Genomic DNA, 14,985 nt, shown 5'->3' with positions numbered 1-14,985 from the left:
CGGCCCTCACTCCTGGCCCTCACTCCTGGCCCTCACTCCTGGCGCTCGCCGCTGGCGAAGCGGGAGATGATCAGCGCGACGATGATGATCGTGCCGTTGAGGAACTGGTTCCACAGCGGCGGCACCCCGCCCAGCGTCATGACGTTGACGACGAGCTGGAGCGTCAGCACGCCCGTCAGCGCGCCGAAGACGGTGCCGCGCCCGCCGCGCAGCCCGATGCCGCCGATGACGGCGGCGGCGAAGACCTGGAAGATCCAGCCGTCGCCCTGGCTGGCCGAGACGGAGCCGTAGTGCCCCGTGTAGAGGATGCCCGCGAAGGCGGCGAGGGTGCCCGCGAAGGCGAGGACGATCCAGGTGATGCGGTCCGTCCTGATGCCCGCGGCGCGCGCCGCTTCCGCGTTGCCGCCGATCGCGTAGAGCGCGCGCCCGTGCCGCATGTACGCGAGGACGGCGCCGGTGACCGCGTACAGCGCCAGGCACAGCCAGACGGCGGCCGGGAGGCCGAGCCAGTCGGCCTTGCCGAGGTAGCGGAAGGAGTCGGGCACGTTCACGATCGACTGGCCCTCGGCGACGCCGATGTGCAGCCCGCGCAGCATGGTGAGCATGCCGAGGGTGGCGATGAAGCCGTTGACGCGCAGCTTGAGCATCAGGAAGCCGTTGACCGTCCCGATCAGCGCGCCGACGGCCAGGCACAGCGGGATGGCCGTCCACAGCGGCAGCAGCCCGAGCCCGTTGAACCGCGCGCCCTCGGGCGGCAGCACCAGCCACAGCCCGATGACGGGCGCGACGCCGAGCGTCGACTCCAGGGACAGGTCCATCCGGCCGCAGATGAGGACGAGGGCCAGCCCGAGCACCAGCAGGCCCAGTTCCGTCGACTGCTGGACGACGCCGACGAGGTTGTCGGCCGTCAGGAACGCGGGCGAGACGATGAAGCCGATCAGGCCGAGGACGAGGATGACCGGAACGAGGGAGAGGTCGCGCCATCTGGCGAGGGCGAGCACGGGCCGGGCCTGACCGGCGGGGCTTCGTGGCGGCGTCCCGTTGCCGTCCGCCACTTCGCGGGCCGACGACCGGGCGGCCCGGGTGGTCTCGGTCATGATGCGTTCCCCTCCTGCGCGTCGGCGCCCTCCGTACGGCCGGGGCTGCCGGGGTCACCGGGACGGCCGGGGTCACCGGACCGGTCGCCCGCCCCCTGCTCCCCCTCCGGACGCGCCCCCTCTGCCCCCTGCTCCCCTTCCGCCCCTGCCCCGCTCATCCCCTCCATCGCGGCGACCAGTTCCTGGTCCCCCCACCGCGTCCCGTACTCCGCGACCACGCGCCCGTGGAACAGGGCGAGCACCCGGTCGCAGACGCGCAGGTCGTCCAGCTCGTCCGAGACGAGCACGGCGGCGCTGCCCGCGTCGGCGACGTCCCGTACGACGCCGAGCAGCGCGTCCTTGGACTTCACGTCCACCCCCGCCGTCGGCCGGATCGCGACCAGGACGCCGGGCTCGCGCGCCAGCGCCCGCGCGATGACGACCTTCTGCTGGTTGCCTCCGGAGAGCCCGGAGACGGGCTGGTCAGGGCCCGAGGTCTTGATGTCGAGGGAGCCGATCATGCGGCGCGCGAACTCCCGCGTACGGGACGGCAGCACGCTCCCCCACGGGCCGAGCTGGTCGGCGACGGTGAGCGTGGCGTTCTCCGCGACGCTGCGCCCGGGGACCAGGCCCTGCCGGTGCCGGTCCTCTGGCACGTAGCCGATCCCGGCGTCCAGCGCGTGCGGCACGCTGCCGGGGCGCACGGTCTCGCCGCGCACGGAAACCGTCCCCGCGCTCTGCTTGCGCAGCCCCACCAGCGTCTCGCCGACGGCCGTGTTGCCGCTGGCCGTGGCGCCCGCGAGGCCGAGCACCTCGCCCGCGCGCACGGACAGGTCGAGCGGCGCGAACTCGCCCTCCAGCGCGAGCCCCTCGGCGCGCAGCACCGGCTCGCCCACGGTCACTCCGCCGGAGAGCGCGGCGGCTCCCGAGGGCGCGCGCTCGCGGGCGCGGGCCGCCGCGCTGTCGCCGCGCGACGCGTCGTCCCCGGTCATGGCCGCGACCAGCTCCCGCCTGGGCAGCCCGGCGACGGGCGCCGTCAGCACGTGCCGCGCGTCGCGGTAGACGGTCACCGTGTCGCACAGCTCGTACACCTCCTGGAGATGGTGCGAGATGAAGAGGAACGCGACGCCCTGGGCCCGCAGTTCGCGCAGCTTCGCGAAGAGCCGGTCGATACCGGCCGCGTCGAGCTGCGCCGTCGGCTCGTCGAGGACGACGGTGCGGGCGCCGAAGGACAGGGCCCGCGCGATCTCGACGAACTGCCGCTGCTCGACGGTCAGGTCCCGCGTGCGCGCGGCGGGGTCCACGTCCACCCCGTACTCGGCGAGCACCGCGCGCGCCCGCTCGCGCAGCGCGCGCCAGCGGATGGCGCGCCCGGCGGGGAAGCGGTTGAGGAACAGGTTCTCGGCGACGGTCAGCTCGGGCACCACCATGGACCGCTGGTAGACGCAGGCGACACGCGAGCGCCACGCCTCCGTGTCCCCGTAGCGCGGCGCCGCCTCGCCCCCGAAGGTGACCGAGCCCGCGTCCTGCCTGACCATCCCGGTGAGCACGGAGACGAGGGTGGACTTGCCCGCGCCGTTGCGGCCCACCAGCGCGTGCGCCTCGGCCGGACGGACGGTGAGGCCGACGCCGTCGAGGGCGAGCGTGGCCCCGTAGCGCTTGACGATGCCCTCCGCGTGCACGGCGGCGGGCGCGGACGTGGACGCGCCAGGAGCGGGCCCCTCCCCGTCGGCGGGGCCGCTCACTTCGCCTTCTCCAACTGGTTGGCCCACAGCTCCTTGTCGTCGACGTTCTCCTTGGTGACCAGCGGCGCGGGAAGCTGGTCCTCCAGGCCGCCCGGGATCTTGATGATCTCGGAGCCGTGGTCCGTCGGGCCCGGCTTGAACTCCTTGCCCTGGAGCGCCGCCCTGGCGTAGTGCAGCGCGTACTTGGCGTAGAGGTCGGCGGGCTGCGAGAGCGTGGCGTCGATCTTGCCCTCGCGGATCGCCTTCAGCTCCTCCGGGATGCCGTCGTTGGAGATGATCCGGATGTGGCCCTCGCTGCCCGCCTTCTTGAGCAGGTTCTTCTGCTCCAGCAGCGCCAAGGTGGGCTGGAGGAAGGCGCCGCCCGCCTGCATGTAGATGCCGTCCAGGTCGCGGTGCTGCGCGAGCAGGCTCTGGAGCTTGGCCGACGCCTCCTTGCCGTCCCAGTTGGTGGGCAGCTCGTGGACCTTGATGTCCGGGTACTTCTCCTTCATGCAGGAGGCGAACGCCTGGGAGCGGTCGCGCCCGTTGATGGAGCTGAGGTCCCCTTGCAGCTCGGCGACGCGCCCCTTGCCGCCCAGTTTCTCGCCCAGGTACTCGCAGGACTTGCGCCCGTAGGCACGGTTGTCGGCGCGCACCACCATGTAGACCTTGCCCTCGTCGGGGCGGGTGTCGACGCTGATGACGGGGATCTTCTGCTCTTCCAGGCTCTCCAGCGTCGAGGAGATGGCCCCGGTGTCCTGGGGCGCCATGACGATCGCCTTGGCCTGCTGGTCGGTGAAGGTCTGCACATTCGCGACGAGCTTGGCGACGTCGTTCTGGGAGTTGGCGAGGGGCAGCGCGTCCACCACCCCGTCCGCGACGCCCTTCTTCACGTAACTCTGGTAGGAGGTCCAGAAGTCGGTGTCGGTGCGCGGCATGTCGATGCCGACCTTGCCGCTCGCGGCGGCGCCGCCCTCGCTGCCTCGGTTGCAGCCCGCGAGCGCGGTGCCCGCGAGGAGCACGGCGCAGGCGGTGGCGCCTGTGGTGCGGAGAGTACGCGTGCGCAGTCGCATGGGGTCGTCCCGTTCCCTCGGTCGGTGCCTGGGTCGTGCGCTCGGTCGGTCGGTGCCTGGCTCGGTTGCTCGGTTGCTCGGTCGGTCGCTCGGTCGCGGGTCCGGTGGACCGGGGCCGTTACGTACGGGTGGGCCGCAGCCGCAGGCCCTGCATGCCGCCGTCCACGGCGAACGCCGTGCCGGTGACGGCCGCCGAGCGCGGGCTCGCCAGATGCGCGACGGCCTCGGCGACCTCCTCGGCCGCGACCAGCCGCCCCGCCGGCTGCCGCGCCTCCAGCGCGGCCCGTTCAGCGGCCGGATCGTCCGCCTGGTCCAGCAGCCGGCCGACCCACGGCGTGTCCACGGTGCCGGGGTTGACGCAGTTGACGCGGATGCCCTCGCGCACATGGTCGGCGGCCATCGCCAGGGTCAGCGAGAGCACGGCGCCCTTGCTGGCGCTGTACGCGGCACGCTGCGGCAGTCCCGCCGTCGCCGCGATGGAGCAGGTGTGCGTGACGGAGACATGGCCTGGCCGCTCGGCCGCGGCGCGCCGCAGATGGGGCAGCGCGGCGCGGTCCGTACGCACCAGGCCGAGCACGTTGATGTCCAGCAGCCGCCGCCACTCGGCGTCGTCGTTGTCCTCCACCGTGCCGATGGCTCCGACGCCCGCGTTCCCGACGACCGTGTGCAGCCCGCCGAGTTCGACCGCCGCACGGTCGACGGCGGCCCGTACGGCCGCGTCGTCGGTCACGTCGGCCTTCAGCGCGAGCGTCCCCTCGGGCGCCCCGGACGGGTCGAGGTCCAGCACGGCGACCCGTGCGCCCCTGTCGCGCAGCAGTGCGGCGACGGCCGCGCCGATGCCCGAGGCGCCGCCGGTCACGAGCGCGGCCATGCCCGCGAAGTCGCCGCCGGAGGCGCCGGGCCCGCCCGGTGCTGACGGAGTGGTGGTCATCGTCCTGTCTCCCCTTCGCCGGACCCGTCGTACTCGTGCCGTCCCGGGCCGCCCGGACCCCCTGGGCCCCCCGGACCTGCCCTCTCCCGCCACACCGGCCCGTCCGGGTAGCGGTGCGCCGCGATGGACTCGGGCCGCATCCGCGCGGAGAACCCCGGCGCCTCGGGGGCCAGGTAGCGCCCGTTCTCGACGACGGCGGGGTCGGTGAAGTGCTCGTGCAGATGGTCGACGTACTCGATGACGCGGTCGCGCCTGCTGCCGGAGACGGCGACGTAGTCGAACATCGCCAGGTGCTGGACCAGTTCGCACAGTCCGACGCCCCCCGCGTGCGGGCACACGGGCACCCCGTACTTGGCGGCGAGCAGCAGGACGGCCAGGTTCTCGTTGACCCCGGCGACACGTGCCGCGTCGATCTGGACGAAGTCCACGGCCTCGGCCTGGAGGAGCTGTTTGAAGACGACACGGTTGGCCGTGTGCTCGCCCGTGGCGACCTTCACCGGCTGGCCCGCGCGGATGGCGGCGTGGCCCAGGACGTCGTCGGGGCTGGTCGGCTCCTCGATCCAGTGCGGCTCGAAGGGCGCCAGCTCCGCCATCCAGCGCACGGCCTCCGCCACGTCCCAGCGCTGGTTCGCGTCCACGGCGATGCGCACCCCGGGGCCGACCGCCTCGCGGGCCAGCCGCATCCGGCGCACGTCGTCCGCCAGGTCCCCGCCGACCTTCAGCTTGATCTGTGTGAAGCCGTCGGCGACGGCCTCCTTGGCGAGCCGCACCAGCTTGTCGTCGGCGTAGCCGAGCCAGCCGGGCGAGGTGGTGTAGGCGGGATACCCCTGCGCGCGCAGCCGCGCCGTCCGCTCGGCGCGGCCCGGCTCGGCGGCGCGCAGCAGGCCGAGCGCGTCCTCGGGGGTCAGCGCGTCGGTGAGGTGGCGGAAGTCGACGAGCGCGACGAGTTCCTCGGGGCTGAACGAGGCGAGGTACTCCCACAGCGGCAGTCCGGCGCGCTTGGCGGCCAGGTCCCACGCCGCGTTGACGACGGCGCCCGCCGCCATGTGCATCACGCCCTTCTCGGGGCCGAGCCAGCGCAACTGCGAGTCGTGCGTCAGCTCCCTGTGGAACCCGCCGAGGTCGCCGGTGACCTCGGCCAGCGGGCGGCCGACGACGTAGGGGCGCAGCGCTTCGAGCGCGGCGACGACCACGTCGTTGCCGCGGCCGATGGTGAAGCAGAAGCCGTGCCCCTCCTCGCCGTCCGGGGCGTCGGTGCGCAGGATCAGATAGGCGGCGGAGTAGTCGGGGTCGGGGTTCATGGCGTCCGAGCCGTCGAGCTGCTCCGAGGTCGGGAAGCGGACGTCGTGGATCTCGGCCTCGGTGACGCGATACATCGGACCTCTGCTCATACATCCGATGTATAGCGGTGTCGTCTCCACGGAGTCCAGAGGTGTGCACCGAGGATCTGAAGGCGTGCGAGGACTGCGGCACGGGCACCGTCACGCCGTAGGCTGGGGGCCGCACATAACACGTAAGAGGAACGGCAGCCGGTACGGAGCGAGGCGCTCCGCTCCGGCCGGAAGGAGGCGCTGGGTGATCGAGCTCGAGGGAGTTCCCGAGCTGGTCGACCCGGTCATGGTGGCCGCGTTCGAAGGCTGGAACGACGCCGGCGACGCAGCCTCCACGGCGGTCGGACATCTGGAGCGGGAGTGGAAGGGCGAGGTGTTCGCGGCCCTGGACGCCGAGGACTACTACGACTTCCAGGTCAACAGGCCCCAGGTGTGGCTGGACGGCGGGGACCGGAAGATCACCTGGCCGACGACCAGGCTCGCCGTGGTCCGCGTCGACGACGCGGGCGGCAAGGGCAAGCAGCGCGATCTGGTCCTGGTGCGCGGCATCGAGCCGAGCATGCGCTGGCGGTCGTTCTGCAACGAGATCCTGGGCTTCGCGCACGAACTGGGCGTGGAGATGGTCGTGGTGATGGGCTCGCTGCTCGGCGACACCCCGCACACCCGGCCCGTCCCGGTGACCGGCGTGACCTCGGACCCGGACCTGGCGCGCACGATGAACCTGGAGGAGTCGCGCTACGAGGGCCCGACGGGCATCGTCGGCATCCTCCAGGAGGCGTGCACCCACGCGGGCGTCCCCGCGGTCAGCCTGTGGGCCGCCGTCCCGCACTACGTCTCGCAGCCGCCCAACCCGAAGGCGACCCTCGCCCTCCTCAACCGCCTCGAGGACCTCATCGGCATCAACATCCCCATGGGCGAGCTGCCCGAGGACGCGCGCGCGTGGCAGTTGGGCGTGGACCAGCTGGCTGCCGAGGACAGCGAAGTCGCCGAGTACGTGCAGTCGTTGGAAGAGGCCAGGGACACGGCGGAACTGCCGGAGGCGTCGGGCGAGGCCATCGCCAAGGAGTTCGAACGCTATCTGCGCCGCCGCGACGACGGCCCGACGAGCGGAACCGCCACGGGCAGCGCAGCGGAATCCGCTCCCGGAACGTATCTGCGGGACACGAGCACGGGCCGCAACCGCGCTCCGAAGCCCTCGGCGAAGGACGAGGACGCGGAACAGAAGGAACAACAGGAACAGCCGGAACAGGACCCAAAGCGGGAGTCATCCGACGACTCGGACGACGACTGACGCTCCGCGCTGAGCGGCGCCCCCGTCACGGAAGGCGCGGGCGCCCGCACGCGACGAACGGGCCGCACCCGTCAGGGGCGCGGCCCGTCGTCCGTCCGCGGGCGCCCGGCCTTGACGCACCCGCACCCAGAGAAGCACGACCAGGGGCACCCACCCAGGAGCGCGGGGAACTGCGCGCTCAACCCGAACGCACCCGCAGCACCCCGCAACACACGTCAAGGCGCACGGCGCACCCCGTACAAGGCCGGGCGGGGCCAGGCGGGTCCGGGCCAGGCCGGGCGGGCCGGGCCAGGCCGGGCGGGCCGGGCCAGGCCGGGCGGGCCGGAACCAGCCCGACCCACACCAGCCCGACCCACACCAAGGCCACTGCCTAAAGCGCGACGCCCAGCAGCGCGTCCACCGCGCGGGAGACCAGCCCCGGAGCGCCCTCGTCCGAGCCGCCGTCCGTCTCCTGGGTCCGGGCCCAGCGGTCTACGGCGGCCAGGGCGCGAGGCGCGTCCAGGTCGTCGGCGAGGGCCTCGCGGATCTCCTCGACCAGTGCCTCGGCCGACGGCCCGTCGGGACGGGAGACCGCCGCGCGCCAGCGTGCGAGCCGCGCCTGGGCCTCGTCCAGCACCTCGTCCGTGTACTCCCAGTCCGAGCGGTAGTGGTTCGCCAGGAGCGTGAGTCTGATGGCCGCCGGATCGACGCCGTCCTTGCGGAGCTGCGAGACGAAGACCAGGTTGCCCTTGGACTTCGACATCTTCTCGCCGTCCAGCGCCACCATCCCCGCGTGGACGTAGGTCTTCGCGAAGGGGTGCTCGGACGTCAGCGCCTGGGCGTGCGAGGCGCCCATCTCGTGGTGCGGGAAGGCGAGGTCCGAGCCGCCGCCCTGCACGTCGAAGCCCATGCCGAGGTGCTCCAGCGCGATGGCCACGCACTCGATGTGCCAGCCGGGCCGCCCGGTGCCCAGGGAGGCGCCGTCCCAGCTCGGCTCCCCGTCGCGGGCCGCCTGCCACAGCAGGGGGTCCAGGGGGTTCTTCTTGCCAGGGCGTTCCGGGTCCCCTCCCCGCTCGGCGGACAGCAGCCGCATGGTCTCGGCGTCCAGCCGGGAGACCTCGCCGAAGTGGGGGTCGGCGTCCACGGAGAAGTACGTGTCGCCGTCCAGCTCGTAGGCGGCGCCCAGGTCACGCAGCCGCTCCACCATCGGGACGATGCGCGGAATGGACTCGACCGCGCCGATGTAGTGCTTCGGCGGCAGCATCCGCAGCGCGGTCATGTCCTCACGGAACAGCGCGGTCTCGCGCTCCGCCAGGGACTCCCAGTCGTCACCGGTGGCGACGGCCCGCTCCAGCAGCGGATCGTCGATATCGGTGACGTTCTGTATGTAGTGAACCTGCCGCTTGGTGTCGAGCCATACGCGCTGAACGAGGTCGAACGCGTTGTAGGTCGCCGCGTGACCCAGATGGGTCGCGTCGTACGGCGTGATGCCGCAGACGTAGATACGCGCGACGGAACCGGGGACGAGGGTGACCCGTCCGTCGGTCGAGGTGTCGTGAATCCTCAGGTCGCGACCCTGACCAGGCAGGGCGGGGACCTCGGAAGCGGGCCAGGCATGCATGCATCGAGCCTAACCCGGACTGCTGTTCCGTATTCGGACGGGAGTCGACAGGTCCGTTCGTGCCCGACGGAAATGGCCGGATAGGCGCTCTTGCCAAGGCACGCCACTCCCGCGTCACGGCCCCCTGCCGCACCCGCCGGCCCGCACCCGCACCCGCCGACCCGCGTCCGCCGGCCCGCGTCCGTCAGACGGGCGGCCAGGGAATGGCGGGCCAGTCCCCGCTGGGCAGCGGGTGGCGCCCCGAGCTGAGCAGCGCCTCGGTCCGCTTGCGCAGGGCGTCCAGCTCGGTCTCCGTGATCAGCTCCGCCAGCCGGACGGCCAGCGGGGCACCGTCGGCCAGGGACGCGGCGAGGCCGCGCAGCACCGCCACCGCCTCCGCGGTCAGCTCCTCGCCCGCCCAGCCCCACAGCAGCGTGCGCAGCTTGTCGTCGGCGTTGAAGGTGACGCCGTGGTCGATGGCGTGGAGCCCGCCCATGGCGTCGGTCAGCAGATGGCCGCCCTTGCGGTCGCCGTTGTTGATGACCGCGTCGAGCACGGCCAGGCGGCGCAGCCGGGGGTCGTCCGCGTGCACGAGCAGCGCGGTGCGGTCCTCGCCGACGTCCACGAAGCCGATGGCCTTCCAGCCCTCGCCCGGTTCGTCGCCGTCCACGAGGGCCAGCAGGGGCGTCACGCCCTCCCCAGGGCCCTCAGAGTCCCCGGCCGACTCGTCGTGCCCCTCGGCTCCCGAGGGCCCCTCAGAGCCCTCTCCGGCGGCCTCTCCGGCCTCTCCGGCCTCTCCTTCTGCTTCCGCCGCCTCGATCCACAACTGGCACATGCCCTCGCCGTAAGGACCGTCCCGCAGCACCGTCGGAGGCACCAGGTCCCAGCCGGTGGCCCGCGAGACCTCGTACGCGGCGACCTCGCGCCGCGCGAGGTTCCCGTCCGGGAAGTCCCACAGGGGGCGCTCCCCCGCGACGGGCTTGTAGACGCAGTCGAGCAGGCGGCCCCCGTGCTCGACGCCGCAGAAGAGGACCGCGTTCGAGGCACCGGGGATACGTCCCCGTACGGTCAGCTCGCCGTGCGCCAGCACGGCCAGCACCTCGGTACCGGTACCGGCATCGGCCTCCGTACGGGCGACGGCTACGCGCCCGGCACCGGAACCGGCACCCGCGTCACCGTGGGCACCCGCACCGGAACCGGGGGCATCGGAAGCGTCAGTGGCGTCGGGGGCGTCAGGAACGTCGGAGGGTTCGGGAGGGGTGGTGTCGGGCCTCATTCGCCGCGCCGGTATCCGTTCTGGCGCGGACATACGTGTCCCTCCGGGTCGAGCGGCAGGCTGCACAGGGGGCACGGCGGGCGCCCGGCGTTCACGACCTCCAGCGCGCGCTTGGCGAACGCGCGCGCCTGGGTGCCGCTGAGGCGGACCCGCAGCATCGGCGGGCCGTTCTCGTCGTCCTGGAGCAGCCGCTCCTCGGCTTCGGCGAGGTCCTCGTCGGAGTCGGCCTCCAGCTCGACGACGGCCTGCGCCTCGACGACCATCCGCTCACCCTCGCCGTCCCAGGCCAGCGCCATGGTGCCGACGCGGAACTCCTCCTCGACGGGAGACTGGAGCGGATCGGTGTCATCGATCTCGGGCGGAGCCACGGCGGGCACGGGCGCGTTGCCGCCCGAGCGCCGCACGACCTCGTCAAGCAGCTCGTCGATCCGCTCTGCGAGCGCTTCGACCTGCGCCTTTTCCAGAGCGACACTGGTGGTACGACCCGAGGCCGACGCCTGAAGGTAAAAGGTGCGCCGCCCTGGGAGCCCGACCGTACCGGCGATGAATCGGTCCGGCGGGTCGTAAAGGAACACCTGACGGGACACGTCCTGCTCCGTTGAAGTTGACGACTACTCGGTCAATGGCACCCTACTGCGCGCGCCGATCATCGCGCCTACGCGCCGCCCCCCACAGTGGCGTTGGCCTCTCGCGCGTCCCGCGCGCCGTCCCCCGCCGCCTTCCCCGCTTCCGTTCCGGCCCCGGTCCCGGCCTCCTCGCCGTCCTCCTCCGGCGGAGCCTCGGGGGGCGCGAGGGAGCCCAGCTCGCCGGTCTCGCCGAGCCTGAGCAGGAAGGGGCGCAGCGGCGTGTAGCGGATGGCGGTCACCGAGCAGGGGCCGACGGAGATCCGCTGGAAGAGGTCCAGGTGCATGCCCAGCGCGTCGGCGACGATCGATTTGATGATGTCGCCGTGCGAGCACATCGCGTACGTGGCACCCTCGCCGTGCTCGGCGGCGATCCGCGCGTTCCAGTCCCGTACGGCCTCGACCGCGCGGGCCTGCATCCCGCGCATCGACTCGCCCCCGGGGAAGGCGGCGGCCGAGGGGTGCTGCTGGACGACGTTCATCAGCGGCTCCTCGGACAGCTCGCTGAGCTTGCGCCCGCTCCAGTCTCCGTAGTCGCACTCCCCGACGCGCTCGTCGGTGTGCAGCGGCAGCTCCGGACGGGCCTGCGTCAGCGGGGCCATGGTCTCCTGGCAGCGCTGGAGCGGGCTGGTGACGACGGCCGCCAGCGGCAGCCCTTCGAGCCGTCCTGGCAGCGCGGCGGCCTGCGTACGGCCGTGCTCGTCCAGGGCGACGCCCGGGGTCCAGCCCGCGAGCAGTCCTGCGGTGTTGGCGGTGGACCGGCCGTGCCGGACGAGGATCAACGTGGGCATGTCCGCCACCCTAAGCGAGCCGCCGAATGGGCGGTCGTCCGGTTGTGCGACGGGCGTGACGGGGGAGAATTCCCACGTGATCGTGGACTGCGCCATCTACCAGGACGGGCGCCGCACGGAGGGCCCGTCGGACTTCTCCGAAGCACTGTCCAAGGCACGCGGGGCGGGGGACGCGTTCCTGTGGATCGGGCTGCACGAGCCGACCGAGGCCGAGTTCTCGAGGGTGACCAGCGATTTCGCGCTCCACCCCCTGGCCGTCGAGGACGCGCTGTCCGCGCACCAGCGGCCGAAGCTGGAGGTCTACTCCGACTCGCTCTTCCTGGTGCTGAAGCCCATGTCGTACGACGACGCCTCGGGCACGGTGAGCACGGGAGAGCTGATGATCTTCGTGGGCGACTCGTTCGTGGTCACCGTGCGCCACGGTTCGGCCAACCCGCTCGGCACCGTGCGGGAGCGGCTGGAAGAGGACCCGGAGCTGCTCAGACAGGGCCCCACGGCGGTGATGTACGCGGTGAGCGACGCCGTGGTGGACCGCTATCTGGAGATCGGCGTCGATCTGCATGTGGACCTGGACGACCTGGAGGAGGTCGTCTTCGCACCGGAGGGCCAGGTGCGGCGGAGCACGGCGAGCCGGATCTACGACTTCAAGCGCCAGGTCCTGGAGTTCCGCCGCTCCACCACACCGCTGTCCGAGCCCATGGAGCGGCTCGCGGGCGCCGGGGTGCCCTTCGTGCACGGCGGCTCCCGGCCCTTCTTCCGTGACGTCAGCGACCACCTCACCCGCGTGAACGAGCAGGTCGACGGCCTCGACCGGCTGCTGTCCGACATCCTCTCGGCGCATCTGGCGCAGATGGGGGTGCGCCAGAACGACGACATGCGCAAGATCTCCGCCTGGGCCGCGATGTTCGCGATTCCGACGGCCATCGCCGGGGTCTACGGCATGAACTTCGACCACATGCCGGAGCTGCACTGGGTGTGGGGCTATCCGGCGGTGATCGCGGTGATGGCCGCGGCCTGTTTCGCGCTCTACCGGGTCTTCAAGCACCGCGGCTGGCTCTGATCCCGCGCGGCGCGGGACGGATACGGGGCCGTACGGAGGTTTCAGGCGAACTCGGGCGCAGAGGGGGCGGCCGGGCCGCCGCCCATCGCGTCGCGCCGCTCGGGCATCGTCAGCGCGACCAGGCGCCGCCAGCCGAGCAGCCGCTCGTACACGTACACCGCGTGGATGCCCAGCGCCAGCGCCCCGTACTTCGCCTTCGGCCAGCCCAGGATGCGCCCCATCCTGGCCATCACGGCGAGGCTCACGTCGCGGTAGGCGCGCATCTCGACGCGGACGCTCTCCCGCAGCAGCCGGTGGATGGTGCGCGCGTGTCCGGCGCGGGCCAGCCGCAGCAGTTCCTCGTGGCAGTAGGCGAGGTGATTGTCCTCGTCAGCGGAGATCATCTTGACGGCCCTGCCGATGTCGGGGTCGTCCCCGAAGTGCCTCGTGAGCAGCGCCATCTGGCTCGCGGCCCGCTCCTCCGTGATCCGGCTGTGGGCGAGGTAGGCCAGGACGTCGTGCTCGGTCAGCCGTTCGTCGCGGCGCAGCTTCTCGTGCGCCAGGCCGACGCCCAGGCCCTCCAGGAGCATGGTGTAGTCGGTGTCCTCGGGCACCTCGACGGGTTCGAGCCCGCGCTTGCGCAGCAGGGCGTGGAACAGGCGCCCGTGCTTGTCCTCGTCGGCGCCGTGCCGCGCCACCTTCGGGGCCAGCGCGCGCTGGCTCTCGGGGAGGAGCGCGGCGATGCGCCCGTTCTCCCAGCCGCCCTGCGCCTCACCGCTCGCGGCGATGGAGCAGAAGAGCCGGAACGACTCGTCGTCGCCGAGGATCTCCTGGAAAAGACTTCTGGCCGAGAGCATCGAACCCACCTCCGTGCAGGTAACCCGGAGGACGAGTCAAATGCGGCATACCCGGACAGGCAACACCTCCACGCCGGAGCTGCGCCGAACGAAGGAGCCCGCTGGTGCCTCCGGGCGCGTATCCGGGGCCGATCCGTACCCACGGGCGGGCCCGCGGGCCCGTAACCCCGCCAGGACCCCACGCGTTGTGCCCCGTGACGGCCGTGGCGGGGAAGACCCCCGAGCCCCCACCACGGCCGCGATACCTCCGACGCTTCCCCTCGCCCTCCGGGCCCGTCTCCGGGCTCGGTTCCGGGCTCGGTTCAGGAAGCCACCCCGGCCCGCTCCAGGGCCTCCACACCGGCCCGCACGGACGCGATGCGCTCCTCGCGAGTGAAGCCCGCGGGGGCCAGCGAGAGCGTGGTCACCCCGGCCTCGGCGTAGGCGCGCATGCGGTCCGCGATGCGGTCGACGGGGCCGAGCAGGGTGGTGGAGTCGATCAGCTCGCGGGGCACGGCAGCCGCGGCGCCCTCCTTGTCGCCCGCCAGGTACTTGTCCTGGATCTCGGCGGCCTCCTTCTCGTAGCCCATGCGCTGCGCGAGCTTGTTGTAGAAGTTCTGCTTGCGGCTGCCCATGCCGCCTACGTAGAGCGCGGTGTAGGGGCGGAAGAGGTCCGCGAGTCCGTCCACGTCGTCGCCCACGGCCATCGGCACGGTCGGGCACACGTCGAAGCCCGCGAAGTCCTTGCCCGCCTTCTCACGCCCGGCGCGCAGGTGCTGGAGCGTGGTCTCCTCCGCGTGCTCGGGCGAGAAGAAGATCAGCAGGGCGCCGTCGGCGATCTCGCCCGTCTGCTCCAGGTTCTTGGGGCCGATCGCGGCGATGTAGAGCGGGATCTCCTCGCGCACCGGGTGCACGGTGAGCTTGATCGGCTTGCCGGGCCCGTCGGGCAGCGGCAGCGTCCAGTGCTCGCCCTCGTGGGTCAGGCGCTCGCGGGACATGGCCTTGCGGACGATCTCGACGTACTCGCGGGTGCGGGCCAGCGGCTTGTCGAACTTCACGCCGTACCAGCCCTCGGACACCTGCGGCCCGGAGACGCCGAGCCCGAGCCGGAAGCGCCCGCCGGAGAGCGAGTCGAGGGTGGCCGCCGTCATCGCGGTCATCGCGGGCGTACGGGCCGGGATCTGGAAGATCGCCGAGCCGACGTCGATGCTCTCCGTCTGAGCCGCGACCCAGGAGAGCACGGTGGGCCCGTCCGAGCCGTAGGCTTCGGCGGCCCAGCAGACGGAGTAGCCGAGGCGGTCGGCCTCCTGGGCGACGGCGAGGTTGTCCGCGTCCATGCCGGCGCCCCAGTAACCGAGGTTGATACCGAGCCGCATCACGGCCCCCTTACTGATCAGTAACGTCCCTGTCCCCCG

General features: G+C 72.4%; 13 protein-coding genes. 2 read left to right on the top strand and 11 right to left on the bottom strand.

Annotated elements, in window-relative coordinates:
* Window positions 1–32 precede the first annotated feature (32 nt).
* The 5 genes from ACWGJ2_RS07195 to ACWGJ2_RS07175 form a co-directional block, all read right to left on the bottom strand.
* A complete protein-coding gene (locus ACWGJ2_RS07195; RefSeq protein WP_453344981.1) occupies window positions 33–1,097 on the bottom strand; it encodes an ABC transporter permease in 1,065 nt (354 codons plus the stop codon).
* Entirely contained in the window at window positions 1,094–2,821 is a 1,728-nt protein-coding gene (locus ACWGJ2_RS07190) for an ATP-binding cassette domain-containing protein (protein ID WP_453344980.1), read from the bottom strand. The genes ACWGJ2_RS07195 and ACWGJ2_RS07190 overlap by 4 nt, the downstream gene beginning before the upstream one ends.
* Complete coding sequence (locus tag ACWGJ2_RS07185) at window positions 2,818–3,873, bottom strand: sugar ABC transporter substrate-binding protein (protein WP_453344979.1); 1,056 nt, start codon at window positions 3,871–3,873, stop codon at window positions 2,818–2,820. The genes ACWGJ2_RS07190 and ACWGJ2_RS07185 overlap by 4 nt, the downstream gene beginning before the upstream one ends.
* 118 nt (window positions 3,874–3,991) lie before the next feature.
* Window positions 3,992–4,804, bottom strand: coding sequence for an SDR family NAD(P)-dependent oxidoreductase (locus ACWGJ2_RS07180; RefSeq protein WP_453344978.1), 813 nt, complete (start codon window positions 4,802–4,804; stop codon window positions 3,992–3,994).
* Window positions 4,801–6,195 (bottom strand): L-fuconate dehydratase, encoded by a 1,395-nt coding sequence (locus tag ACWGJ2_RS07175; protein ID WP_453344977.1) that lies wholly within the window; start codon window positions 6,193–6,195, stop codon window positions 4,801–4,803. The genes ACWGJ2_RS07180 and ACWGJ2_RS07175 overlap by 4 nt, the downstream gene beginning before the upstream one ends.
* A 184-nt stretch (window positions 6,196–6,379) precedes the next feature.
* Here ACWGJ2_RS07175 and ACWGJ2_RS07170 point away from each other — a divergent pair, with 184 nt between their 5' ends.
* Window positions 6,380–7,426 (top strand): PAC2 family protein, encoded by a 1,047-nt coding sequence (locus ACWGJ2_RS07170; RefSeq protein WP_453344976.1) that lies wholly within the window; start codon window positions 6,380–6,382, stop codon window positions 7,424–7,426.
* Between the two features lie 370 nt (window positions 7,427–7,796).
* Here ACWGJ2_RS07170 and mshC read toward each other — a convergent pair whose 3' ends face one another.
* The 4 genes from mshC to ACWGJ2_RS07150 all read right to left on the bottom strand — a co-directional run bounded on the left by mshC (window position 7,797) and on the right by ACWGJ2_RS07150 (window position 11,695).
* On the bottom strand, window positions 7,797–9,026 hold the full coding sequence (gene mshC / locus ACWGJ2_RS07165) for a cysteine--1-D-myo-inosityl 2-amino-2-deoxy-alpha-D-glucopyranoside ligase (RefSeq protein WP_453344975.1): 1,230 nt from the start codon (window positions 9,024–9,026) through the stop codon (window positions 7,797–7,799).
* Window positions 9,027–9,210: 184 nt separating this feature from the next.
* Window positions 9,211–10,281 (bottom strand): SCO1664 family protein, encoded by a 1,071-nt coding sequence (locus tag ACWGJ2_RS07160; protein ID WP_453344974.1) that lies wholly within the window; start codon window positions 10,279–10,281, stop codon window positions 9,211–9,213.
* Window positions 10,278–10,868, bottom strand: a complete 591-nt coding sequence (locus tag ACWGJ2_RS07155) for a DUF3090 domain-containing protein (RefSeq protein ID WP_453344973.1) — start codon at window positions 10,866–10,868, stop codon at window positions 10,278–10,280. Before ACWGJ2_RS07155 ends, ACWGJ2_RS07160 begins: the two co-directional genes overlap by 4 nt.
* A 68-nt stretch (window positions 10,869–10,936) precedes the next feature.
* Window positions 10,937–11,695, bottom strand: a complete 759-nt coding sequence (locus ACWGJ2_RS07150; RefSeq protein ID WP_453344972.1) for a histidine phosphatase family protein — start codon at window positions 11,693–11,695, stop codon at window positions 10,937–10,939.
* 76 nt (window positions 11,696–11,771) lie between these two features.
* Here ACWGJ2_RS07150 and corA point away from each other — a divergent pair, with 76 nt between their 5' ends.
* Window positions 11,772–12,755: a magnesium/cobalt transporter CorA gene (gene corA, locus ACWGJ2_RS07145; RefSeq protein ID WP_453344971.1), complete on the top strand. Its 984-nt coding sequence runs from the start codon at window positions 11,772–11,774 to the stop codon at window positions 12,753–12,755.
* Between the two features lie 41 nt (window positions 12,756–12,796).
* On the opposite strand, the gene ACWGJ2_RS07140 is transcribed toward corA, so the two are convergent.
* Together ACWGJ2_RS07140 and ACWGJ2_RS07135 are read right to left on the bottom strand one after the other, a co-directional pair.
* Window positions 12,797–13,591 (bottom strand): ferritin-like domain-containing protein, encoded by a 795-nt coding sequence (locus ACWGJ2_RS07140; protein ID WP_453344970.1) that lies wholly within the window; start codon window positions 13,589–13,591, stop codon window positions 12,797–12,799.
* A gap of 302 nt (window positions 13,592–13,893) precedes the next feature.
* A complete protein-coding gene (locus tag ACWGJ2_RS07135) occupies window positions 13,894–14,946 on the bottom strand; it encodes an LLM class F420-dependent oxidoreductase (protein WP_453344969.1) in 1,053 nt (350 codons plus the stop codon).
* Window positions 14,947–14,985: the final 39 nt, after the last annotated feature.

This window comes from Streptomyces sp. NPDC054796, from assembly GCF_053611545.1.
The sequence above is the reverse complement of the archived record's forward strand: the minus strand, read 5'-3'. Positions and strand labels throughout refer to the sequence as shown.

Bases quoted from the DNA above. Each gene is read 5' to 3' on its own strand.
- ACWGJ2_RS07195 (WP_453344981.1), bottom strand. From the start codon at position 1,097: ATGACCGAGACCACCCGGGCCGCCCGGTCGTCGGCCCGCGAAGTGGCG.
- ACWGJ2_RS07185 (WP_453344979.1), bottom strand. From the start codon at position 3,873: ATGCGACTGCGCACGCGTACTCTCCGCACCACAGGCGCCACCGCCTGC.
- ACWGJ2_RS07180 (WP_453344978.1), bottom strand. From the start codon at position 4,804: ATGACCACCACTCCGTCAGCACCGGGCGGGCCCGGCGCCTCCGGCGGC.
- ACWGJ2_RS07175 (WP_453344977.1), bottom strand. From the start codon at position 6,195: ATGAGCAGAGGTCCGATGTATCGCGTCACCGAGGCCGAGATCCACGAC.
- mshC (WP_453344975.1), bottom strand. From the start codon at position 9,026: ATGCATGCCTGGCCCGCTTCCGAGGTCCCCGCCCTGCCTGGTCAGGGT.
- ACWGJ2_RS07160 (WP_453344974.1), bottom strand. From the start codon at position 10,281: ATGAGGCCCGACACCACCCCTCCCGAACCCTCCGACGTTCCTGACGCC.
- ACWGJ2_RS07150 (WP_453344972.1), bottom strand. From the start codon at position 11,695: ATGCCCACGTTGATCCTCGTCCGGCACGGCCGGTCCACCGCCAACACC.
- ACWGJ2_RS07140 (WP_453344970.1), bottom strand. From the start codon at position 13,591: ATGCTCTCGGCCAGAAGTCTTTTCCAGGAGATCCTCGGCGACGACGAG.
- ACWGJ2_RS07135 (WP_453344969.1), bottom strand. From the start codon at position 14,946: ATGCGGCTCGGTATCAACCTCGGTTACTGGGGCGCCGGCATGGACGCG.